This is a genomic window from Lachnoclostridium sp. Marseille-P6806, assembly GCF_964238185.1.
Classification (GTDB): domain Bacteria; phylum Bacillota; class Clostridia; order Lachnospirales; family Lachnospiraceae; genus Brotaphodocola.
Window position 1 is genome coordinate 425,238 of the sequence record NZ_CAXSLG010000001.1, and the last position, 21,869, is coordinate 447,106.

Here is a 21,869-nt window from a genome sequence, read left to right on the forward strand (position 1 = left end):
ATGGTATCCCTCTCAAACTGCCTGCATCATGAATGCTGGATTTTGCTCCTGGCGAAACAGGGTAAAAATATTATTTTTCTTAATTTCCAGCTGATTCAGAATGAATTCTTTCACAAAAGAATCTGCCGGATGTTCTATGATTTCCTCCGGCCTTCCAAACTGGGCAATGCCGCCGCGGTTTACAATCAAAACCTTATCCGATAAGGTCAAAGCCTCTTCCGGATCATGGGTTACAATAATCGTAGTCAGCTGAAATTCCCGGGCAATCTCTTTAATTTTCGCTTTGATGGATTCTTTGATTACGCCATCCAAAGCACTTAAGGGCTCATCCAGAAAAAGAATTTTCGGCTTCATAACCATTGTTCTTGCCAGCGCTGTCCGCTGCTTCTGTCCGCCGGAAAGCTGATCAATTTTCTTCTCCAGATGCTCTCTCAGCCCCAGCAAGTCAATGAACTCCTCAACCTCCTGTTTGCTGGAAATCCCCGGCTTGTTTCTCAGCCCATAGGTAATATTCTGATAGACATTCAGATTTGGAAAAAGAGCATAATCCTGAAATACAATGTTAAATCCTCTCTTCTCCATAGGGACCCTGGTAATGTCCTCTCCCTCCAGAAGAATGCTTCCGCTGTCTGCATCTGTCATCCCCAGAATCAAATTTAAAAGTGTTGTTTTTCCACAGCCGGAGGGACCTAAAATAGATACGATTTCTCCTTTCTCAATCTCCAGATTGACATCGTTTAAGATGGTCACGCCGTCGTAAGATTTTTTATATGTTTCAGCTCCAACATGTTTTCTGCTCCTTTCCAAGCAATGTTTCGCTTTCTGGTTTCTGTACTTTTCTCTCTCCAGTTTGTTTCTTAACCGGCTTCTTTTCCGTTCAAACATCCATATTAAATCACAAATTTTCTGGAATTTTCAACAAAATCCAGGTAAGCCTTTTGTAAAGCCACCGTAAATCCGGCATCGAATAAAAAGAAAAGAACCTGTAGTTTTTCTACAGATTCTCTGATACTTTATCTTTACTTTTTTGTATTCTCATATCCATGCTTTCGAACAATCCGGCTGCTCCGATCCAGCCGTTCCGTATATTTTTTATAATCGCTCAGAATCACTCCAACATAAATCATATCTACTACGGCAATTTCTGAAATTCTGGAAAAAATAGCATTTCCATAAAGCATCTGGCGATTTTCCGTACACAAAAGAAGATCTGCCCATTTCCCAATCAATGCATCCTCCTGATTGGTCAGGCATAAAACAGAAGCGCCTGATTTCCTGGCCTGCCGGATTGCATTCACGGTACTTTTTGACGAACCGGAATGAGAAATTCCAATAGCTAAATCCCCTTCTCGCAAATTCGAAGCGCTGATTTCCTGTAAATAAATATCAGAATACATCATACAATTAAACCCCAGATACAAAAGCTTTGTCACCAAATCCTGTGCTACAGAAGCCGAATTTTCCACATAATATACAGCAATCTGACGGGCGCTGCAGATCATTTCTGCCGCCTTCTGAATTTTTTCCGAAGAAATCTGCTTTAACGTATCCCCCAGGCAGGAAATGGCCTGAGAAATGATTCTTCCTGGCATTTCTTCCAGACTGTCTCCCTCTGAGATAGCGTAGCCATACACCAGAGGCGGAGGAAACCCTGCAGAATTTTTTTCATCTTCCCCAATCGCCTCCTGCTCGCCTCTGGCTTTTAATATTGCATATTTAAATTCCTTAAAACCATCAAAGCCCATGGCCTTTACAAAACGCATAACCGAAGGCTGGCTGACACCGGCTTTCTCTGCCAGCGCTGCCAGTGACAGCTCCTCGAAGTCCTTATCCCAGGAAAGATATATATCTGCAACCTTCCGTTCTGACATCCGCAGCCCGGCATAGCGCGCTTTTATCTCAAATTCATACGGTTTCTTCAAAAGATACCCCCTTATCTTTATTTGTAGTTTTTCTACATTTTCTCAAGAAAAAAATTTACTGTCTGCCTTTTCTTTGTCTATAAAATCTCCCTTTTTTCTCAGCCTTGAAGATTGTTCTTTTTTTATACAATCTTTTTTCATTTCTGACACTACTGTTTTTCAAGCTTATTCCGCATCCAATAATCTCTTCTCTTTTCACTTTCTATACCATAGCTTTTTTTCTTTTTTTGCGAAACCGCAGGTATGTAATCATTTCGTTAAATTTCAGTTAAATTCCGGTAGATCTTTTCTCATTTCTCCATTAAAATAGAATCAATTTCAAAAACAGATCTGATTCTGCCCGTATCCGGCAGATAAAAGAGAGGAGGAATTCTTGATGAAATGGGGAATTCTGGCTACTGGAACCATAGCCAAAAAATTTGCAGCAACTGTTTGCCAGATGGATCCATCAGAAGCAGTTCTCACTGCAGTTGGTTCCCGCACTTCGGAATCTGCCAGAGCTTTTGCAGAAGCTTATGGCATTCCCAGGTACTACGGTTCTTATGAGGATTTGGCAAAAGATCCAGAGGTGGAGGCCATCTATATTTCCACTCCCAATCATATGCATTATGAAAACTGTATGATGTGTCTGGAAGCCGGAAAGCATGTTTTGTGCGAAAAACCATTTACTACCAATGCAGCCGAAGCCCGAACCCTTTACCACATGGCAGAGGAAAAAGGACTCTTTATTATGGAGGCCTTCTGGATTCGTTTCCTTCCTCTGTATGACAAGCTGCGGGAGCTTCTGGATCAGGGAATCATCGGAGACGTCCGCCATGCCCGCTGTGAATTTGGGTTTGTTGCCTCAGGCGCCAGAAAGGATCGAAAATTTGATTCCAGCTTAGGGGGCGGAGCCCTTCTGGATATCGGGATCTACAACCTGGGCTTTCTTCATATGATCATGGGCGCTGCTCCGGAGTCCTTCACCTCCCAGGTTCATATCAATGAATATGGAACTGACGATTTCAGCGTCCTTCAGCTTTCCTATCCGAAAGGACGGACTGGACATGCTCTCCAGACCATTGGCATGGAAACAGGGCGAGAAGCCGCTATTTTCGGAACAAAGGGCTCTGTTCACCTGAAGGATTACCAGCAGGCCCAGACTATGACCATACAGACCTTAGATGGGGAATCACAGGAATTTTCCATGCCCTTTGAGATCAACGGATTTGAGTATCAGATCCGGGAAACTGCCCGCTGCATAAAAGCCGGCATGTCCGCCAGCGATCGTTTTTCACCGGAAGACAGTCTTGCTGTCCTTCAGTTAATGGATGATATCCGCCAGTCCTGGGATATGAAATTCACTTACGAAGCCTAAGAAAAAAGAGGCACGGTTCTTTACATAACCGTGCCTCTTTTTATTATTTTATTGTAACTGTTCAGGACGGGGTATCTTCTTGTCCGGCAAAGCCGAACAAGAAGCATCGGAGATTCCTCCGATGTGAGATCTGGCAGGAAAATCCCTTTACAAGCGAGCTTGACAAGAATTTTTCTGTCAGATCTCCCGCCGTCCTGAATAGTTACATTTTATTCAGCCAGAACAGCGTCGTATGCCTTGCTCATGCCCTCAGTCTGAATCATGTTGTACCACTTCTCTACAACAGGAAGCATATCGCTCAGATCCTGGCCCCAGTACTCGGTCTTAGCCAGAATATCAGCAACAGATGCATCCTTCATAAATGCCATAATATCCTCACCGTCATTGGCTTCATCTGTGCGGTAGAATGCAATCAGAGCAGCCAGAGAGAAGGTCAGGCCCTGCGGATAAGCACCTTTTTCTTCTTTATACTCCAGAATGGTCGGCAGAACTCTTGCTTTGAACTTGGAAACAGAGTTCAGCGCAATGGACAGAAGCAGATGTTTAATAAACGGGTTGGAGAAACGCTCCAGAACGGCTGCTCCAAATGCCCGGTTGTCCTCAGTATCTCCGATGGTGGGGATAATCTCCTCGAAGATGCACTTCTTCAGAAGAGCAGATACTTTCTCATCCTTCAGGCACTCACCAACAGTCTCCAGACCGTACAGACGGGCACCCAGTACCATAGAAGTATGAGCACCATTCAGAATACGCACTTTTCTCTTCTTATAAGGATCTACATTGTCTGTCCATACAACATTAAAGCCTGCCTTCTGCAGAGGAAGCTCGTCCTCATGATCGCCCTGGATTACCCACAGATGGAAGATCTCAGCGGTATCCATCATGTTATCCTGCTGACCGATACGCTCGCACAGAGCTGCATGCTCATCTCTCGGGAATCCGGTTACAATACGGTCTACCAGTGTAGAGCAGAAATCATTTTCATTCTTCAGCCATGCCTTAAAATCATCGCCCAGGTTCCACAGATCTGCATACTGCTCACAGCACTTCAGCAGCTCCTCACCATTGTGGTCAATCAGCTCACAGGAAAGGATAATAAAGCCCGGCAGTCCCAGCTGGAATCTCTTATAAAGCAGCTGAGTCAGCTTGCCCGGGAAGGAATGAGCCGGAGCATCCTCAAACTTGTTATCACCTTCAAAGCAAATACCTGCCTCAGTGGTATTGGAAACGATAAAGCGGAAATCCGGGTTCTCAGCCAGAGCCATATAGGCAGCGTTGTCACTGTAGGGATTGACACATCTGGAAATCACATCAATATGAGTATGCTCATCTACAACCTTACCGTCATTGATGCCTCTTAAGAACAGATTGTATTCGCAGCCCTGCTTCTCTAACATCTCGCACATACCTTTTTCAATCGGCTGCACAATCACTACAGAACCGTCAAACAGCTCCTTCTCTTTTAACTTCTGGAAGAAATAATCTACAAATCCACGCAGGAAACCGCCTTCACCAAACTGAATTACTGTTTCTTTCTTGCTCATCGTCTGAAACCTCCACCTTATAATTTGTTATGATTGATTTACTCGTCTTTTCGCCGCTGTCCTTGTCTTCTTCTTCTCCACCCCGGTTTGAGACTGTCCTTAAGGACGGCAGAAAACTTTTCTTTTTTGTAAGTGCTTACAAATTTTCAAAAAGACAAGATTGCGTTTGTTTCATGGATTTATCATACACCATTTGATCTATTATTGCAATAGGTTTTCCAACTTTTTTGTAAGCGTTTACACTTTTTCTTGCAAAAACAATTTTGTCAAAAAGCCTGTGCTGTGTAAATATCTAAAAGGGATTCTCATGAAAAAAGTTCACGAAAATAAAATCTAAAAAGAAGATCGCCGTATACGACGATCTTCTGTCCATGTCTTATTATCCAGACTGCCTGCAAAAGCAGCCATTCTGTATCAAAACAAGGGGTCTGTCAGCGCTCCAATTAAGCTACAACGTGAACATTAACAGCCTGGATACCGCGGTTGCCCTCGGTGGTGTCAAAAGTAACCTTCTGACCATCTTCCAGAGTCTTGTAGCCATCAGCTACGATACCGGAGAAGTGTACGAATACTTCCTCGCCAGTTGCATCGTTGGTGATGAAACCATAACCTTTAGTAGCGTTGAACCATTTAACTGTACCGTTATTCATGAGTGGTACCTCCCTTTATAAAATAGATTTAATTATTTTTGTATTTTCTCTGAATCAAAAAAATCACATATTTTTGTAAATCATGAAATGGTCTTCATGACTTACAAAAATATGTGAATCAAAAGCTCATATCAAAATACATCGTAAGTTTAGCACCTGAGTGCCAATCTGTCAAGTAAATTCTGTCAATTTTGTCCCAACTTTCACGGTTGTGCGCGGTTCTTGCTGTCGCTTCTGCGACAAAATTCTCTTCCAACCCATGGCGATCCCTCGCGGAGCCGAAACAAAAAACGCTGCAGAAAAGCGGTTTCCCGCTTCCTGCAGCGTCCATCTTCTGATGAAGTTAATTACTTCAGGGTAACCTTTGCGCCCTCAGCCTCAAGTTTAGCCTTGATGCCCTCAGCCTCTTCCTTAGAAGCAGCCTCTTTCAGGATCTTCGGAGCGCCGTCAACTACGTCCTTAGCCTCTTTCAGGCCCAGACCGGTAGCTTCACGAACAACCTTGATAACTTTAACCTTGTTCGGGCCAACCTCGGTCAGCTCTACGTCGAACTCGGTCTTCTCTTCAGCTGCCTCAGCTGCCGGGCCTGCTGCTGCTACAACAACACCTGCTGCTGCGGATACGCCAAACTCTTCCTCACAAGCCTTTACCAGCTCGTTCAGCTCTAATACGGATAACTCTTTGATAGCTTCGATAAACTCTGCAGTGGTTAACTTTGCCATTTTATTTTCCTCCATTTGATTAATGTTTTTCCTGGCGCTTCCCTTTCCGGAAGGGCCGAAATAAATTCACAGGAATATGTTCCTATCAGTAAAACTTATGCCTCTGCGCTCTTCTCAGCGATCTGATTAAGCACACGAGCGAAGTTTGCAATCGGAGACTGCATGCTTCCCAGCAAACGGCCCAGAAGAACTTCTCTGGACGGGATGGTTGCGATAACCTGCATTCCCTTTGCGTCGTAATAATTGCCTTCTACAACACCGCCCTTGATTTCCAGCTTGTCAGCCTTCTTTGCGAACTCAGCCAGAATTCTAGCAGCAGCAGTTGCATCTGTCTTGGATACAGCGATTGCAGTCGGTCCCTCTAAATGCGGATCCAGAGCAGCAAATGCAGTACCCTCCGCAGCACGTCTGATCATGGTGTTCTTATATACTTTATAAGTAACACCAGCTTCTCTTAACTGTTTACGCAGCTCGGTATCCTGAGCAACGGTCAGACCACGATAGTCAACCACTACTGCAGTTGCAGCGCCGTCCAGCAGTTCAGAGATCTCTGCTACGATTGGCTGTTTTAACTCAACTTTTGCCATGAATCTTTCCCTCCTGTTTTTTTATATAACTGGAGACTGCAAGGAAAAAGCCTCTCTGTCTCAAAGACAGAGAGGCGCTACAAATTCAAAATTAAAGAAATTGTACGTTCCTCGGCAGGTGGAATAACCTTTATGCCTTACGGCACCTGCTGTCTTCGGCAGTCAATACTTGTGTATGATAACATACTATATTGGAATTGTCAACCGTTTTTCGCAACGATTAGCCAATCATCTTGGCTACGTTCAGCTTAACGCCCGGGCCCATGGTAGAGGTCAGGGTAACGCTCTTTAAGTAAGCACCCTTCAGGGTAGCCGGTTTTGCCTTAACGATTGCATCCATAAGCGTCTGGAAGTTGTCCGCTAACTGCTCCTCAGTGAAAGAAGCTTTACCCACTGGCACGTGGATAATGTTGGTCTTGTCAAGTCTGTACTCAATCTTACCAGCTTTGATATCGTTGATAGCCTTGGTAACATCCATGGTAACGGTACCAGCCTTCGGGTTCGGCATTAAGCCCTTCGGTCCCAGTACACGACCCAGACGTCCAACAACGCCCATCATATCCGGAGTAGCTACAACTACGTCGAAATCTAACCATCCTTCGTTCTGGATCTTCGGGATCAGCTCCTCAGCGCCTACAAAGTCAGCGCCTGCAGCCAGTGCCTCGTCAGCCTTCGGTCCCTTAGCGAATACCAGGATACGAACTACCTTACCAGTACCGTGCGGCAGAACAACTGCACCACGGATCTGCTGGTCAGCGTGACGTCCGTCACAACCGGTTCTGATATGAGCCTCAATGGTTTCATCAAATTTAGCAACAGCAGTTTTCTTTACCAGTGCAATGGCATCTGCTGTATCATAAAGATTCGCACGGTCTACAGATTTAGCCGCTTCTACATATCTTTTTCCATGTTTCATGATAAAATAACCTCCTAGTGGTATTGTCGGGGATGTCCCTCCCACGTCTTTAAATTGTCATCTCGCGTCTATGTGGAATACTGAATTATTCCTCAACAGTGATACCCATACTTCTTGCAGTACCTGCAATCATGCTCATAGCTGCTTCCAGGCTTGCTGCATTTAAGTCAGGCATCTTAGTCTCAGCGATCTTCTGAAGATCAGCCTTGGAGATGGTAGCTACTTTTGTTTTGTTCGGAGTTGCAGAACCGGATTTCAGCTTGCAAGCCTTCTTTAACAAAACAGCAGCCGGCGGAGTCTTAGTAACGAAGCTAAAGCTTCTATCTGCGTATACGGTAATAACAACCGGGATGATTAAATCGCCCTGGTCTGCAGTTCTTGCGTTGAACTCTTTGGTGAACTGCACAATATTAACGCCGTGCTGACCCAGTGCAGGACCAACTGGCGGAGCAGGAGTAGCCTTGCCTGCCGGAATCTGTAATTTGATGTAACCAGTTACTTTCTTTGCCATGATAATGACCTCCTATATTGTGGTATTGTCGGGGATGTCCCTCCCACGAGCCGGCAGCTTGCCAGCTCAGTTTCATGTTACATTTTCTTCACTTCTGTAAAATTCAGTTCAACCGGAGTCTCCCGGCCAAACATCTCGACATTGATAGTAAGAGTTTTCTTACCCTCATTGATGCTCTTAACCGCACCAATGGTATCTTTCCATGCGCCGGCAGTAACCACAACGGTATCGCCCAGCTCATATTCCACTGCAACCTCTTTTTTACTGAAGCCCAGGCCTGCCATCTCCTCCTCACTGAGGGGAACCGGTTTGGAACCCGGTCCGACAAATCCAGTCACGCCGCGGGTATTGCGTACTACATACCATGTGTCATCATTCATGACCATGTGAATCAGCACGTAGCCGGGGAACATCTTCTTGTCCGCCAGCTTTTCCACGCCGTTCTTCAGCTCAGCTACCTCCAACATCGGAACGGATACTTCCAGAATCTGATCCTGAAGATTGCGGTTTTCAATGGTTTTCTCAATGTCTACTTTTACCTTGTTCTCGTAGCCCGAATAGGTATGAACTACATACCATTTTGCTTCTGACATCTTATCACCCTCGCCTTATTTAATAATGAAGCTGAGGCCCCATTTGATAATGAAATCCAGGACTGCGATAATCAGTCCAAGAACAGCAGTTACCGCAAGAACAACTACAGTCTGCTTGCCTACGGTTTCCTGGTCAGGCCATACGATTTTACTGAACTCAGCTTTTACACCCTTGAAAAAGCTCTTCTTCGGGGCTTTCTCAGTTCCTGTAGCTTCTCCCATATTTCACACTCCTTATTTGGTTTCTTTGTGTAAAGTATGAGTTTTGCAGAATCTACAATACTTCTTAGTCTCCATGCGATCCGGATGAGTTTTCTTATCCTTCGTCATGTTGTAGTTGCGTTGTTTACATTCTGTACATGCCAGTGTAATTCTTGTGCGCACGACTTCCACCTCCACTTGATTTTTCGTTGTTTCGGCCTCATTCTCACACGCCTCAGCCTTTGCAGCTAATTTTACGCATAAAAAAAAGACCTAAGTTCTTCCATTCGCCAGATTACTATACCATATGAAGAAAGATTCGTCAACGGGTTTTGCGAAAAAAAGAGGAGACGGAAAAGCCGTCTCCCTCTGATACTGCGTCTATTTTCTTTCTTCCTCCACTGCCCGTTTCAGCTCCTCCGGAATCCTTCTTTCATGCATTCCCGGCGGAAAACTTTTTCCTATGGTATTTTTTGCAATGTTCTTGAACAGTTTCTGAATCCCCTTTACCAGTTCCAGCTTCATATACGTTTCCTCCTTAGTTTTTGTTATGTATTTCAGGAAGCAAAGTCATTGCCTCCAAAACCACCGCACAGACTGCCACGTTTCTCACTTGTTCCAGAAACAGCAGAATAAAATAGTAAACAAGAATGGTCAAAACAGCATCTATCTTTTTTTTCAGAATTCCCTCTGCCGTATAGCAGTCTCTATTCACTGTAACTGGCGCTCTCCATGCCACGCAGGCAGAGACTGCTGCAAATATCCAGCCCATCGCCAGCTCTGATACCGGCGCCGCTTCTCCGCTCAGAATAGAAACTGTCAGCAGCGATGCCATCCACAGACCGCAGCCCCAGCCGGTCGCTGCATGAAGCCCCCCTGCATGGATCCGCAGGCATCCGAATATCAGCAAAAATACAATACACTCCCACCCTTTTCCAAGAGAAAAGCTAATGAGAAGCAGCAAACTCATCCTGGCTGCATTTTCCGCCAGCAGTTCTGCTCCGTACTGAATCATAAGCTGCTCTCCCTCGGTTGTAGGGCTTATTTTCCCGCACCAGGCTACAAACTGTTTTATCATTTGCCAATCCTCACTTCTTTCTCCTATGATTAATCATAACACAAATTTTTCGTTCTGAATGTTTTCGCAGTATTCGCATGTTTTTTACTCCTAACTGCAAATTTTTTCAAAAACACACACAATTCACATTTTTCTGGACGTAATTTCTCGCTGAAAAGTCTCTTGACGAACCTCTGATTATTCAGTAAAATAGCACCATTGTTTTAAGCTCTATCTGGATTTTCTGATTTTAAAAGGAGTGTTCCCGTTCCATGTTTTACTTTATCTACACAATGCTCGGCTCTCTCTGTATATTTTTTTCCTGCATCAACCTTCTGCCTGAAAAGCTGTCCCTTTCCTGCAGGCTGCTTCTGCTTTTTTGGACGCTTCTTTCATCCCAGATTCTGAATCAGCTCCTGGGACAATATTTTGTTTTTATCACGCTTCCTGTCATTCTGCTTATCCTTTATCACCGCACCTCTTCCAAATGGCTTTGCCTTTCATGCTCCATATTTGGATATCTTTTTGCAGTAACCTTTAACTATCTATGTATCTGGAGCCTCCAGAAAATTACTGGAATGACGCTGAGTCAGATACAACATATTCCCGCTATTGCGCTTCCCTTCTCTCTCCTGTATTGTGTGCTGTGCTTTGTCCTTACCAAAACTGCCGGAGCTGCTTTAAACCAGAAAATCGGGATTTCCCGAATTTTCTCCAACCCCCGGCTCTGTATGACCATATTTCTTACCCTGTCGATTCTGGGTATCCTGTTTGTATTTAATTTTTCTTACGGCGAATCTATTGGCTATGGATACGGCGCTATTGCATTTAACGGATGTTTATTCCTTGCCGCCTTCATTGCCATCACTATTCTGCTTAGGACTCTGTATCAGGCCATTCGCCGTCAGGAGGAAAACAACAGTATGGCCGAACAGTATGAAAATCTTCAAACCTATACCCGTAAGCTGGAAGAGCTGTACAATTCCATGCGAAGCTTCAAGCACGACTATGTCAATCTCCTGGCCACTATGTCCGGCTATATGGAAGAAAACAACATGAAAGAGCTGAAATCCTATTTTTACCAGGAAATCCTCCCCATCAGCCATTCCTTTTCCGAAAACAATTCCCGGCTAAGTTCTCTTTCCTTTATAGAAAATCTGGAGCTGAAAGGACTTCTTTCCTCCAAGCTGATCCGGGCAATGGAGCTGGGGCTTCATGTAGAGCTGGAAATCTCCAAGCCTGTATCCGCCTTCTCCATGCGTCCTGTGGATCTGGCCCTTGTTATGGGGATTTTTCTCGATAATGCTATAGAAGCTGCAGAGAATACCGACGAAAAACTCATTCGCTTCGCTGTAATTACTGCGCCTGAGTATCTGCGTTTTCTTCTGCAGAATTCCTCTCTCCCGCCGGAATGTCCTATCAGCAGACTGACGGAATGGGGTGTTTCCACCAAAGGAAAACACCGGGGAATCGGACTTTACAACGCCCGCACCATTCTGGATGCATATCCCCAGGTTCAGTGGGACTTTCATCATGAAAATACGCGCTTTACGCAGGCACTGACTATATTCAGCACCGCAAAGGAGGAGTTATGATATCTGTTTATTTATGTGAGGATGATAAAAGACAATTAGAACAGTATTCCCGGCTGATTCGCAGGTTTCTTGATTTTGAAGGCTATGAAGAAATACCTGTGTATAATTTCCAGGGACCTCATGCCCTTTTAAATGCCGTCAGAAAAAATAGCGGCACCGGACTTTATTTTCTCGATATTCAGCTGAACTCTGATATCGATGGACTGGAGCTGGCCCGGCAAATCCGGCTGTTAAATCCTCTGGGCTACATTATTTTTCTCACAACCCACAGTGAAATGATGGCTCTGACCTTTCAATACCATGTAGAAGCCCTGGATTTCATTACAAAGGATGATCCCAGGCTGTTAGAGCAGAGGCTCAGAGACTGTCTTCGCACTGCAATTTCCTATGAAATCACTGCCAGAAAACAGCAGGATCCATCTGTCGGAATTAAAACAGAAAACATGATCCTCTATATAAATCCGGATGATATCCTGTATATCCGCTCCGATTCCTCTCCTCACAAGGTCACCATCTGCAGCCAGAACGGCATACACCGGGTAACTGGTTCACTCAAGGAATTTCAGGCGCGTCTGGGGCCACGCTTTGTTCGATGCCACACATCTTTTCTTGTGAACATGGATCACGTTTCCTCCTTCTCTGCAAAAATGAGACAGCTTGTTATGGACAATCAGGATGTCTGCCCTGTTGCCCTCCGCTCCCTTCCGCAGATTACCAGGCTCTCTGCCGGAAAGCTTCCTTCCTCCCAGTCAGAATAGGTCAAAGCCCTTTTCCTACTCATCCTGATAAGGCGTATTTTCCAGTCCCCGCTTTTCCAGAATTTTAACAAGTCGGTCTAACAGACGCCTTCCGTTTTTTCTAAGCAGCCTGTTTTTTCCGAAATACACAGCCATTTTCGGGCTGACTGCATAATAAAACCGGATAAAGGCTCTTCCCCATCCGTATTTCTCCAGAATTTGATCCCGAAACCGCCGCAGCACCCATACCTGCGGACAGTCATAGGAGCCATATACAGCTGTGGCAATGTAGCACCCCCGCCGTTTCTTCTCCGGCAGAAAGTGATGAATCCGCTCTGCCGGAAGGGAGGAAAGCGTCTCCATAATTCTCCGCTCAATATAATCTGGCTGAACGCCATAGCTTGTCCAAAAGGTAATCAGAGGAATCCCCGCCTCTTCACAGATATCTGCCACCTTTCTGTCCCGTTCCCGCCGTTCCTGAGCCAAATGGGTCTGATCATTAATTTCAATCAGAAAAACCGGACAGTAATCCAAATCCGTCACAATAAAATCAATATTCCGAAACAGCTCTCCCCGGTATCTGGCCTGATCCGTTCTTGTAATAAAAGCCGCCAGATTTGCCTGAGGAAGCACAAGGTATCCCTCCGGAAGAATCGACTCAATACACTCCAGATATTCCATTTCTGTATCTGTCACCAGAGATTCCTTTAATTCATAAAGAAAAGGAATCTCTTTTTTTTTTTTTCCAAAAATCATATGTTTTCTCTCCCAATCTTTTTTCTCAGTCAGCGTCCCTTTCCAATACAAATCGACATGATATACACCTGCTTTACTCCTGCCGCTTTCAAAACCCGGGTACAGGCTTCCATCGTGCTTCCTGTCGTATAAATATCATCAGCCAGAACCACCCGCCGGGGAATCTGTTCCAGATGGGCTTTGTAAAAATCTGATACCGCAAAGGCTAAACGAAGATTATTCAGCCGTTCTGCAGGATTCAATTCTTTTTGGGGAAGTGTTTTTCGGATGCGGATAAGAAGATCCGCCCTGACCGGGATTCCGGTAAGTAAGCTGATTCGTTCTGCCAGCTCCTCCGCCTGATTAAATCCCCTCTTTCTCCGTCGGGCCGGATGGACCGGAACCGGGATCAGGGCATCAGGCTGAATATGAGACAGCCATTTTCCATAGCGGGAAACCAGTGCCTGACTGTAAAAATCAAGATACTCCCGCCTGTTTTTATATTTTATTGCCGCCATAGATCGGCGGGCTGCTTCGTTATAGTGAAACAGCGCCGCCCCTCCGTCAAAGCTGCGAGGATGTCTCATACAATCCGGACAGTATTCCATCCGGCTTCCTGTCACTTCTTTCCCGCACCGCATACAGACCGGCTGGCGAACCGGAGACAGACTGGCAATGCACTCGGGGCAGATTAGATGCTCCAGAGGAGGCAAAGCCCTCCCCCGGATACTGGATACTCCCGGCACAATATCCCCGCACACAGGACATCTCCGGGGAAACAAAAGCATAATCAGCATTTCCTTCAATCCATATCCTCCTCCATTATCTCCTTCAGCCGTGCCTTCAGTCCCGTATATCTGCGCTGTTCCATTTCATTATTGACCATAGCCTGGAAGGTTTCCGGAATTCCCACCAGGCAGACGCAGGAACGTGCCCGGGTCACTGCCGTATAAATCAGATTTCTTGTCATCAGCATCCGCGGACCGGAATGGACAGGAACCACGACTGCCGGATATTCACTCCCCTGAGACTTGTGGATGGTAATGGCATAAGCCAGTTCCAGTTCCTCTAACTGCCGGAAGCTGTAATCCACCATCTTTCCTTCGTCAAACTCCACGGTCAGATGCTCTGCAAAAGTATTGATAGAACGGATTCTTCCAATATCACCATTGAACACCCCCGTTCCTCCGTCCACAGGAATCCCGTATCGGTTCCGAATTTCCCACTCAATCTGGTAATTGTTCTTAATCTGCATAACCTTATCCCCAACCCGATAAATCACTCCGCCGGATTCCCGCTCCGCCTTATCTGGAGATTTGGGATTTAAGTATTCCTGAAGAATGGAATTCAGACGCTCCACGCCCAGAGCCCCTTTCCGCATCGGCGTCATAATCTGGATCTCGAACGGATCTGCATGGACATACCCTGGCAGCTTTTCCCGGATCAGGGTGATCATCGCGCTGATAATTGCATCCGGATTCTCCCGCCGGATAAAAAGGAAATCCCGGCTTGGTTTTCCCAGAGGAATCTGCTCGCCCCCATTGATCCGATGGGCATTTACAATAATATCGCTTTCTGCCGCCTGACGGAAAATGCGGGTCAGCCGCACCACATTAAAACAGCCGGAAGCAATCAGATCCCGCAGAACATTCCCCGGCCCCACGCTGGGAAGCTGGTTTACATCCCCCACCAGAATCAGCCGCGTTCCCGGATTAACCGCCCGCAAAAGCGCATGCATCAAATAAATGTCAACCATAGAGGTTTCATCAATAATAATTGCATCTGCATCCAGGGGATTTTCTTCATTTCGTTCAAAATGCATCCCTGACGAGGAGCCGCTGTCATCGGGAATCCCTGTCAGCTCCAGCAGCCGGTGCACCGTCCGGGCTTCATAGCCGGTAGCCTCTGTCATCCGTTTTGCCGCCCTGCCTGTAGGCGCTGCCAGAAGAATTTCCATTTCCTCCTGTTCAAAATACCGGATAATCGTGTTGATAGTCGTGGTTTTTCCCGTTCCCGGTCCTCCGGTAATAATCAGCAGTCCACTGTTTACCGCTTCAATCACGGCCTGTATCTGAAGCTCATCCGGCTCAATCTGCTCTTCTGCGCAGATCCGCTCCAGCTTTTTCCTGATTTCCCCCTCTGGCTCCGAACCTCTCAAATTCAAATCGTGAAGCATTCTGGCTGCATTCAGCTCCATGTAATAATACTGGGCCGCATAGATCTCCTGCCCCTTCACCACGATTTTCTTTTCCATCTGCAGATCCACCAGATGCTTTTCCATACTTTCCGGAGCCACATGAAGCAGCTCGGAGGCTCCTGCAAAAAGCTCCTCTTTTGGAAGGTATGTATGTCCGTTTGCCACAGACTGAAGCAGGGTATAAAAGATACCGCTGCGAATCCGGAAATCCGAATCTGTAAAGATTCCTACCCGCTGAGCAATCTCATCTGCCATCTTAAATCCCACACCCTGAATGTCGTCCGCCAGCTTATAGGGATTTTCTTTAATAATGCCGTACAGGCGGGGACCATATTCGTTGTAGATTTTCAAAGCCAGATTCATGGAAATCCCATATTCCTGCAAAAACATCATCGCCTGACGCAAATCCTTTTTCGCTTCCATCTGCTCAGAAATCGACATGGCCATTTTCTCACTGATTCCCTTTACCTCAGCCAGCCGCTCCGGCTCCTCCTCAATAATGCGAAAGGTATCTGCCTTAAACCGGCGGACAATCCGGGCCGCCAGAGCCGTTCCCACACCTTTCACAGCGCCGGATCCAAGATAGCGTTCCATAGACGCCGAATCCTCCGGCGCTTTCAGTTCATAGGTCTCTACCTGAATCTGATCACCGTATACCGGATGCTCTACGCTACGGCCGCTGGCTTCAATAAAATCACCCTCACTGATATAGGGAAAGGTTCCCACCAGCACATATTCCTCTCCGTCACTGTTGACAGAAAGAATAGAATAGCCATTTTCCTCATTTCGAAATTTAATTTTCTCCACATATCCATTTACTGTTGCCATAGACCTGCTCCCGTAAAGACAGAAAAAGCCCCGCGCCAAAAACGGGCCGCGAGACTTTCTTACTGCCATATCTGATTCTGCATCTGCGGAATTCTCAGAAGCTTAAAACTCCTGATTCTTTCCGTCTCCATGCTCAAACTCAATGAACTTACCGGTTCCAACCGCCACAGCCGTCAGAGGATCCTCTGCCACCATAGTAGTAATACCGGTCTTCTCCTCAATCAGCTGATCCAGTCCGTTTAACAGAGAACCGCCGCCGGTCATTACAATACCCCGGTCGAAAATATCAGCTGCCAGCTCCGGTGGTGTCCGCTCCAGTACGTTGTGTACGGCGTCCACAATCTGCATCGCCGGCTCGCGAAGGGCCTCCAGGGTCTCCTCAGAGGTCACCACAATGGTTTTGGGAAGTCCCGTTACCAGATTCCGTCCCCTAACCTCCATGGTCAGCACCTCCGGACGGCGGTAAGAGGAACCGATATTGATCTTGATCTCCTCAGCCGTTCTCTCACCAATCAGAAGATTGTGCTTCTTTCTCATATAGCGCACCAGAGCCTCATCGAAATCATCACCAGCAACCTTGATAGAGGTGCTTACTACAGTACCGCCCAGAGAAATCACGGCAATATCTGCAGTACCGCCTCCGATATCTACGATCATATTTCCACATGCCTTGGAAATATCAATTCCTGCTCCGATAGCGGCTGCAACCGGCTCCTCAATAATCGTTACCTCTCTGGCTCCTGCCTGATAAGTCGCATCCTCGACAGCCTTCTTCTCTACCTCTGTAGCGCCGCTGGGAATGCAGACTGCAATGCGGGGCTTGCGCAGAGTTCTCTTTCCCACAGCTTTATTTATAAAATATTTTAACATCTTCTCCGTCACAGTGTAATCAGAAATCACACCCTGACGCAGCGGGCGAACTGCAATAATGTTGCCCGGAGTTCTTCCTATCATCAGGCGGGCTTCCTCGCCAATGGCCTTGATCCGATTGGTGTCGCGATCAATAGCAACCACGGACGGCTCCTTCAGCACCACGCCTTTTCCCTTGATGTATACTAATATGCTCGCAGTACCTAAATCGATACCGATGTCATTGGATACTAACATTCATTCTTCCTCCTGCCTGTTCCTTGCGTTCCCAATTCTTTCCAAAAAAGAGCAATTTATCCCTGTAAAATAACTTTAATCCCTCTTATTATATACAAACATCGCCTATTTTGAAAGGGTTTTTTTATTTTTTATTTTGTTTATATATTTTTTATAACAGAGACACATTTTTGACACAATTGTTTTTTATACTGTAGTTACATTACTTGAGAGAGTAATGAATCTTATTTCAAGGACCCACTTGAAATAACAAAGCTTTTTCATACTCATACCGGGCAATGAAAATTGCCCGGCCCCCCTAAAAACCATTTTCTTTAATTTGTATACCTACCATTCCCAAGCTGACGCGGTGAGAAAGGACTCCCATCCTTTTTCACCGCGTCAGTCATTTTCCTTATCCTCTCAGGCAGAATTCACTGCAGTCCACTACTCTGGTAGCAAAATCCGCATAAAAATCAGGCTCATGGCAAATCAGAAGAATACTTCCCTTATATGCCTTCAGCGCCCGCTTCAGCTCTTCCTTGGCATCCACATCCAGATGGTTGGTCGGCTCGTCCAGGAGAAGCACATTCGTTTCCCTGTTCATCAGCTTGCATAGGCGTACCTTAGCCTGCTCGCCTCCGGAAAGAACCCGCACCTGGCTTTCAATATGTTTGGTAGTCAGTCCGCATTTTGCAAGAGCAGAACGAACCTGATACTGGGTATAAGATGGAAATTCCTTCCAAAGCTCCTCAATACAGGTATTGGTATTGCCCGGCGCCATTTCCTGCTCAAAATATCCTGTATACAGATAATCTCCCAGCTCCACCTGACCGGATACAGCAGGAATCAGCCCCAGAATACTTTTTAAAAGGGTAGTCTTTCCGATTCCGTTGGAACCCTTCAGGACAACCTTTTCTCCCCTCTCCATAGAAAAATTCAGAGGGCTGGTCAGAGGCTCATCATAGCCAATTACCAGATCCTTGGTCTCAAAAATCATCTTTCCGGCTGCTCTTGCCTCCTGGAAAACAAACTCCGGCTTCGGCTTTTCCTTTGCCAGCTCAATCACTTCCATCTTATCCAGCTTCTTCTGACGGGACATAGCCATATTTCTCGTAGAAACCCGCGCTTTGTTTCTGGCTACAAAATCCTCCAGATCTGCAATTTCCTGCTGCTGTCTCTTATAAGCTGCTTCCAGCTGAGCCTTCTTCACTTCATACACCTGCATGAAATGATCATAATCCCCTACATACCGATCCAGCTTCTGATTTTCCATGTGATAAATCAGATTAATCACACTGTTTAAAAACGGAATATCATGGGAAATCAGAATAAAGGCATTTTCATACTCCTGCAGATACCGCTTCAGCCACTCAATATGCTGCTCATCCAGATAGTTGGTCGGCTCGTCTAAAAGGAGAATATCCGGCTTCTCTAAAAGCAGCTTTCCCAGAAGCACCTTGGTTCTCTGACCGCCGGACAACTCGGAAACATCCTTGTCAAGGCCAATCTCCTGCAGTCCCAGAGCCCGTCCAACCTCCTCTACCTTACTGTCGATAATATAAAAATCATGGGCCATCAGAAGATCCTGGATGGTTCCCAGCTCTTCCATCATTTCATTCATCTCATCCTCGGAGGCCTCACCCATCCGATCACAGATAGCATTCATCTGAGCTTCCATTTCAAACAAAAAAGAAAACGCGCTTTTCAGCACATCGCGGATGGTCATCCCCTTTTCCAGCACTGTATGCTGATCCAGGTATCCGGCCCGCACATGCTTTGCCCACTCTACCTTTCCTTCATCTGGCTGCAGCTTTCCGGTAATAATATTCATAAAAGTAGACTTTCCCTCACCGTTTGCCCCTACCAGGCCAATATGCTCGCCTTTCAGAAGCCGGAAAGAAACGTCCTGAAAAATCGCCCGGTCACCAAATCCGTGGCTTAAATGTTCTACATTTAAAATACTCATTCATTTCTCCTTTATCTCACAGTGGTTCTCGCCATCTCCGGCAAGTATGCTTTCTGTCTCTGTGCTGTACCTGCACTCGCTTTTCATTCTATAAGGAAGTCTGGAGAAAAGCAAGCAGAAAAAGAATGTGCCTTGGCAATTTCCCATGAACTAAAAAATGGAGCCGGGCACTTTCATGCACTGCTCCACCTTAGAATCCGTCTCTGTCTACTGCTCCTCACCGTCTTCATCGTCAATAATGCCGCCGATTGAGCTGAGCATTGTAGACACCACCACAGCCACTACAAATAAAACCAGCAGAATCAGTCCGCCACCGGCTATTAAAAGAAACTCCATCTTCCAGCCTCCTGTTCCAGATCATTCTTATTTCTGCAATCTGATGCCAGTATAGCACATATTTTCAGCAAATTCAATAACCTCAGATCATCCCTTTCGGTTCTTCGCTCTGCTGAGTCAGCCAGTTACTCCATTCCCATTTCTTCATTGATTTTGTCTTCACAATCCCGCATAGCCTGAATTGTCTTTTCCATCAGCTCATCTAACTCCCATCCAAGCCGCTCTGCTCCCTGGCGAATCACATCTCTGGAACAGCCGGCTGCAAACCGTTTATCCTTAAATTTCTTTTTTAAACTGGATAATTCCATATCCTTTGTACTTTTTGACGGTCTCATACGGGCTGCTGCTCCAATCAGTCCAGTCAGCTCATCTGACGCAAACAGCACCTTCTCCATCTCATGCTCCGGTTCAATATCGCTGCAAATACCATATCCGTGAGAGCAGATGGAACGAATCATGTCTTCTCCCACTCCGGCCGGACGTAAAAGCTCCGGCGCTTTTACACAATGCTGTTCTGGATACTGCTCAAAATCAATATCGTGAAGCAGTCCCACAATCCCCCAAAAATCTTCTTCCTCTCCATATCCCAATTCTCTGGCATACCAGCGCATTACGCCTTCTACAGTAAGCCCATGTAAAATATGAAACGGCTCCTGATTATATTGTTTCAGCAGATCTAAGGCCTCATCTCTTGCGATTGTACTTTTCTTTATCATTATGCTCTCCTCTTCTCCGGTTTTTATACCTTCCGACTTTGTCGTTTTAATAGATATTTTATCGCACTTTTTTCACTTGTTAAGTTGAATTTTCCAGTCAACTGTAGTATACTAAGCAGGTACGCAGATGTAGTTCATCGGTAGAACATCAGCTTCCCAAGCTGAGGAGGCGGGTTCGATTCCCGTCATCTGCTCTTTTAAAACAGAGGAGCCTTCACTGCAGGACTCCTCTGTTTTTTTATCATATCTGGAATTTTTATCCTACGAGACCGCTGGAATCACCGGCTGCACATCTTCCTTCTCTGCCTTCCGGTAAGCCAGCATCAAATCCACCATTCGCCCGTAGCTTTTCACCCCGTCTGTCTGGTTATTCATTTTCAGGTAGGTGTCATTCCACTGGTTCGCCGCCTCAGCAACCTTGCCCTCATACCTTTCCCAGAAAACACTGTTCTCTCGCAGATCCATACGGGCGCTTTCACATAGCTTTCCATGAAGCTGCACATAGGTCTCCATATCTGCCTCTGCCAGGGCATTTCCTGCATACACCCACCCGGTCAGATAGCCGCTGTACTGAAAAGCAGGATTTTGCGAAGCAATACAGGCCAGATAGCCGATAAAATTTGCCTCATCCTCCCGCATAAAGCCTTTTAAATGGGACAGCTCGTGACACATGGTATGGGGAATATTATAATCAGGCATATCACCATTGTAATTCGCCTCTATTGTAAATGGCGAATAAATTCCACACAGCTGCTGCACAGATAAAATCCAGGAAACAGCCACCTCCTTTGGTCGGGGATAATATCCCCCCAGCACAGGATGCTGTTCTCCGGCCGCCTGCATGGCAGCAACACTTTCCTGATGCCACTGACTGCGATTTTCCTGATATCGATAAGCCTGGTTCTTCTCAGTGCCCTCTTGCGGCAATTCCGGAGCTGTCTCATTCACCCTTTCCGTCAGATATTCACACAGCTCAACCAGCTCCTCCCTGGTATATTTTCCCGGATTCAACCCTGCATATTCGGAAAACGCCCCAGCGTAATAATTGATTCCACAGCAAGTCATATAGGAAAACAGAAGGATTCCTGACAAAAAAATACCACGGCACGCAATCCTTCCAGGTTTGGAAATATGCTTTACCAGGTACCAGAGTGAACCTGCCGCCAGAGCATACAGCCCGATCTCCACAACAGAAAAGGGCAGAAATCCCGAAAAGCCCCCAATCCCTTTTACAAGAACAGGATAAATCCTGTGGGCATACCAGTCTGCAAAGCTTTGTGCATACCGGGCACACAGCTGAAGCAGTGCCGCAGCTGTCAGCAGAAGCAGTCCCGCGGCTGCATACCGGATTGATTTTCTTTTTTCCGGATTCATTCTTCTGTTTTCCTGCTGCCCCTTCTTTTGTTCTTCCGTTTTCTTTTCTCCTTGCTCTCTCATTGTTTTCTGGTATCTCTCCATCCTTTTTGCTGTTTATCTCTGCAATTTTGCCCGTTTCGCCTGTTTCCGGCTCTCTGCCGCCTTTTTCTGTCCTGAAGTTCTTCCTCTGCCGCCTCCTGCCGCTCTATCTGTTTATTGTAGCAGGGGAAAGGACGAAACACCAGTTATTTTTC

General features: G+C 46.1%; 23 protein-coding genes, 1 tRNA gene, 1 pseudogene and 1 other annotated feature. Of the genes and pseudogenes, 4 read left to right on the forward strand and 21 right to left on the reverse strand.

The features are described 5' to 3' along the window. Positions 1–12 precede the first annotated feature (12 nt). Both ACESON_RS01895 and ACESON_RS01900 read right to left on the reverse strand, forming a co-directional pair. Positions 13–788, reverse strand: a pseudogene (locus tag ACESON_RS01895) (ABC transporter ATP-binding protein). Between the two features lie 231 nt (positions 789–1,019). After that, on the reverse strand, positions 1,020–1,922 hold the full coding sequence (locus ACESON_RS01900) for a MurR/RpiR family transcriptional regulator (protein WP_373108257.1): 903 nt from the start codon (positions 1,920–1,922) through the stop codon (positions 1,020–1,022). A gap of 376 nt (positions 1,923–2,298) precedes the next feature. Here ACESON_RS01900 and ACESON_RS01905 point away from each other — a divergent pair, with 376 nt between their 5' ends. Next, entirely contained in the window at positions 2,299–3,279 is a 981-nt protein-coding gene (locus ACESON_RS01905; RefSeq protein ID WP_373108258.1) for a Gfo/Idh/MocA family protein, read from the forward strand. 209 nt (positions 3,280–3,488) lie between these two features. On the opposite strand, the gene ACESON_RS01910 is transcribed toward ACESON_RS01905, so the two are convergent. The 11 genes from ACESON_RS01910 to ACESON_RS01960 form a co-directional block, all read right to left on the reverse strand. Next, positions 3,489–4,823, reverse strand: a complete 1,335-nt coding sequence (locus ACESON_RS01910) for a tagaturonate reductase (RefSeq protein ID WP_373108260.1) — start codon at positions 4,821–4,823, stop codon at positions 3,489–3,491. Between the two features lie 443 nt (positions 4,824–5,266). Continuing rightward, the gene (locus tag ACESON_RS01915) at positions 5,267–5,473 is read right to left on the reverse strand and encodes a cold shock domain-containing protein (RefSeq protein ID WP_177959922.1); all 207 of its coding nucleotides are present in this window, start codon (positions 5,471–5,473) and stop codon (positions 5,267–5,269) included. 347 nt (positions 5,474–5,820) lie between these two features. After that, positions 5,821–6,195, reverse strand: a complete 375-nt coding sequence (rplL, locus tag ACESON_RS01920; RefSeq protein WP_177959923.1) for a 50S ribosomal protein L7/L12 — start codon at positions 6,193–6,195, stop codon at positions 5,821–5,823. Positions 6,196–6,290: 95 nt separating this feature from the next. Further along, positions 6,291–6,782 carry a 50S ribosomal protein L10 gene (rplJ, locus tag ACESON_RS01925; protein ID WP_177959924.1) on the reverse strand — a complete coding sequence of 164 codons (492 nt, stop codon included), beginning with the start codon at positions 6,780–6,782 and terminating at the stop codon, positions 6,291–6,293. A gap of 34 nt (positions 6,783–6,816) precedes the next feature. Beyond that, positions 6,817–6,959 (reverse strand) — a sequence feature (ribosomal protein L10 leader region). Positions 6,960–7,002: 43 nt separating this feature from the next. After that, on the reverse strand, positions 7,003–7,698 hold the full coding sequence (rplA, locus tag ACESON_RS01930; RefSeq protein WP_177959925.1) for a 50S ribosomal protein L1: 696 nt from the start codon (positions 7,696–7,698) through the stop codon (positions 7,003–7,005). An 85-nt stretch (positions 7,699–7,783) separates the two neighbouring features. Further along, a complete protein-coding gene (gene rplK / locus ACESON_RS01935; RefSeq protein WP_177959926.1) occupies positions 7,784–8,209 on the reverse strand; it encodes a 50S ribosomal protein L11 in 426 nt (141 codons plus the stop codon). Positions 8,210–8,286: 77 nt separating this feature from the next. Next, positions 8,287–8,802, reverse strand: a complete 516-nt coding sequence (gene nusG / locus ACESON_RS01940; RefSeq protein WP_373108261.1) for a transcription termination/antitermination protein NusG — start codon at positions 8,800–8,802, stop codon at positions 8,287–8,289. Between the two features lie 15 nt (positions 8,803–8,817). After that, positions 8,818–9,024 (reverse strand): preprotein translocase subunit SecE, encoded by a 207-nt coding sequence (gene secE, locus ACESON_RS01945; RefSeq protein ID WP_177959928.1) that lies wholly within the window; start codon positions 9,022–9,024, stop codon positions 8,818–8,820. A gap of 12 nt (positions 9,025–9,036) precedes the next feature. Further along, positions 9,037–9,186, reverse strand: coding sequence for a 50S ribosomal protein L33 (rpmG, locus tag ACESON_RS01950; RefSeq protein ID WP_021640493.1), 150 nt, complete (start codon positions 9,184–9,186; stop codon positions 9,037–9,039). Between the two features lie 198 nt (positions 9,187–9,384). Next, the gene (locus ACESON_RS01955) at positions 9,385–9,528 is read right to left on the reverse strand and encodes an exodeoxyribonuclease V subunit alpha (RefSeq protein ID WP_177959929.1); all 144 of its coding nucleotides are present in this window, start codon (positions 9,526–9,528) and stop codon (positions 9,385–9,387) included. 13 nt (positions 9,529–9,541) lie between these two features. After that, positions 9,542–10,081 (reverse strand): accessory gene regulator B family protein, encoded by a 540-nt coding sequence (locus ACESON_RS01960; protein WP_177959930.1) that lies wholly within the window; start codon positions 10,079–10,081, stop codon positions 9,542–9,544. A 557-nt stretch (positions 10,082–10,638) separates the two neighbouring features. On the opposite strand from ACESON_RS01960, the gene ACESON_RS01965 reads away from it, so the two are divergent. Continuing rightward, positions 10,639–11,655 (forward strand): GHKL domain-containing protein, encoded by a 1,017-nt coding sequence (locus tag ACESON_RS01965; protein WP_177959931.1) that lies wholly within the window; start codon positions 10,639–10,641, stop codon positions 11,653–11,655. Next, positions 11,652–12,413 (forward strand): LytTR family transcriptional regulator DNA-binding domain-containing protein, encoded by a 762-nt coding sequence (locus ACESON_RS01970; protein WP_177959932.1) that lies wholly within the window; start codon positions 11,652–11,654, stop codon positions 12,411–12,413. The genes ACESON_RS01965 and ACESON_RS01970 overlap by 4 nt, the downstream gene beginning before the upstream one ends. A gap of 15 nt (positions 12,414–12,428) precedes the next feature. Here the strand turns inward: ACESON_RS01970 and ACESON_RS01975 are convergent, their stop codons facing one another. From ACESON_RS01975 to ACESON_RS02005, 7 genes are all read right to left on the reverse strand, one after another. Beyond that, positions 12,429–13,148, reverse strand: coding sequence for a CFI-box-CTERM domain-containing protein (locus ACESON_RS01975; RefSeq protein WP_177959933.1), 720 nt, complete (start codon positions 13,146–13,148; stop codon positions 12,429–12,431). Between the two features lie 29 nt (positions 13,149–13,177). Then, a complete protein-coding gene (locus ACESON_RS01980; RefSeq protein WP_373108300.1) occupies positions 13,178–13,924 on the reverse strand; it encodes a double zinc ribbon domain-containing protein in 747 nt (248 codons plus the stop codon). 5 nt (positions 13,925–13,929) lie between these two features. Beyond that, positions 13,930–16,152, reverse strand: coding sequence for an ATP-dependent RecD-like DNA helicase (locus ACESON_RS01985; protein ID WP_177959934.1), 2,223 nt, complete (start codon positions 16,150–16,152; stop codon positions 13,930–13,932). Between the two features lie 102 nt (positions 16,153–16,254). Beyond that, the gene (locus tag ACESON_RS01990) at positions 16,255–17,259 is read right to left on the reverse strand and encodes a rod shape-determining protein MreB (RefSeq protein WP_177959935.1); all 1,005 of its coding nucleotides are present in this window, start codon (positions 17,257–17,259) and stop codon (positions 16,255–16,257) included. 394 nt (positions 17,260–17,653) lie between these two features. Then, entirely contained in the window at positions 17,654–19,207 is a 1,554-nt protein-coding gene (locus ACESON_RS01995) for an ATP-binding cassette domain-containing protein (RefSeq protein ID WP_177959936.1), read from the reverse strand. Between the two features lie 207 nt (positions 19,208–19,414). Continuing rightward, a complete protein-coding gene (locus ACESON_RS02000) occupies positions 19,415–19,543 on the reverse strand; it encodes a hypothetical protein (protein WP_373108264.1) in 129 nt (42 codons plus the stop codon). Between the two features lie 125 nt (positions 19,544–19,668). Beyond that, positions 19,669–20,259 carry a hydrolase gene (locus ACESON_RS02005; protein ID WP_177959937.1) on the reverse strand — a complete coding sequence of 197 codons (591 nt, stop codon included), beginning with the start codon at positions 20,257–20,259 and terminating at the stop codon, positions 19,669–19,671. 123 nt (positions 20,260–20,382) lie between these two features. Here ACESON_RS02005 and ACESON_RS02010 point away from each other — a divergent pair. Then, a tRNA-Gly gene (locus ACESON_RS02010) sits at positions 20,383–20,453 on the forward strand. A gap of 67 nt (positions 20,454–20,520) precedes the next feature. On the opposite strand, the gene ACESON_RS02015 is transcribed toward ACESON_RS02010, so the two are convergent. Then, positions 20,521–21,696, reverse strand: a complete 1,176-nt coding sequence (locus tag ACESON_RS02015) for a DUF3810 domain-containing protein (protein WP_373108266.1) — start codon at positions 21,694–21,696, stop codon at positions 20,521–20,523. Positions 21,697–21,869 lie beyond the last annotated feature (173 nt).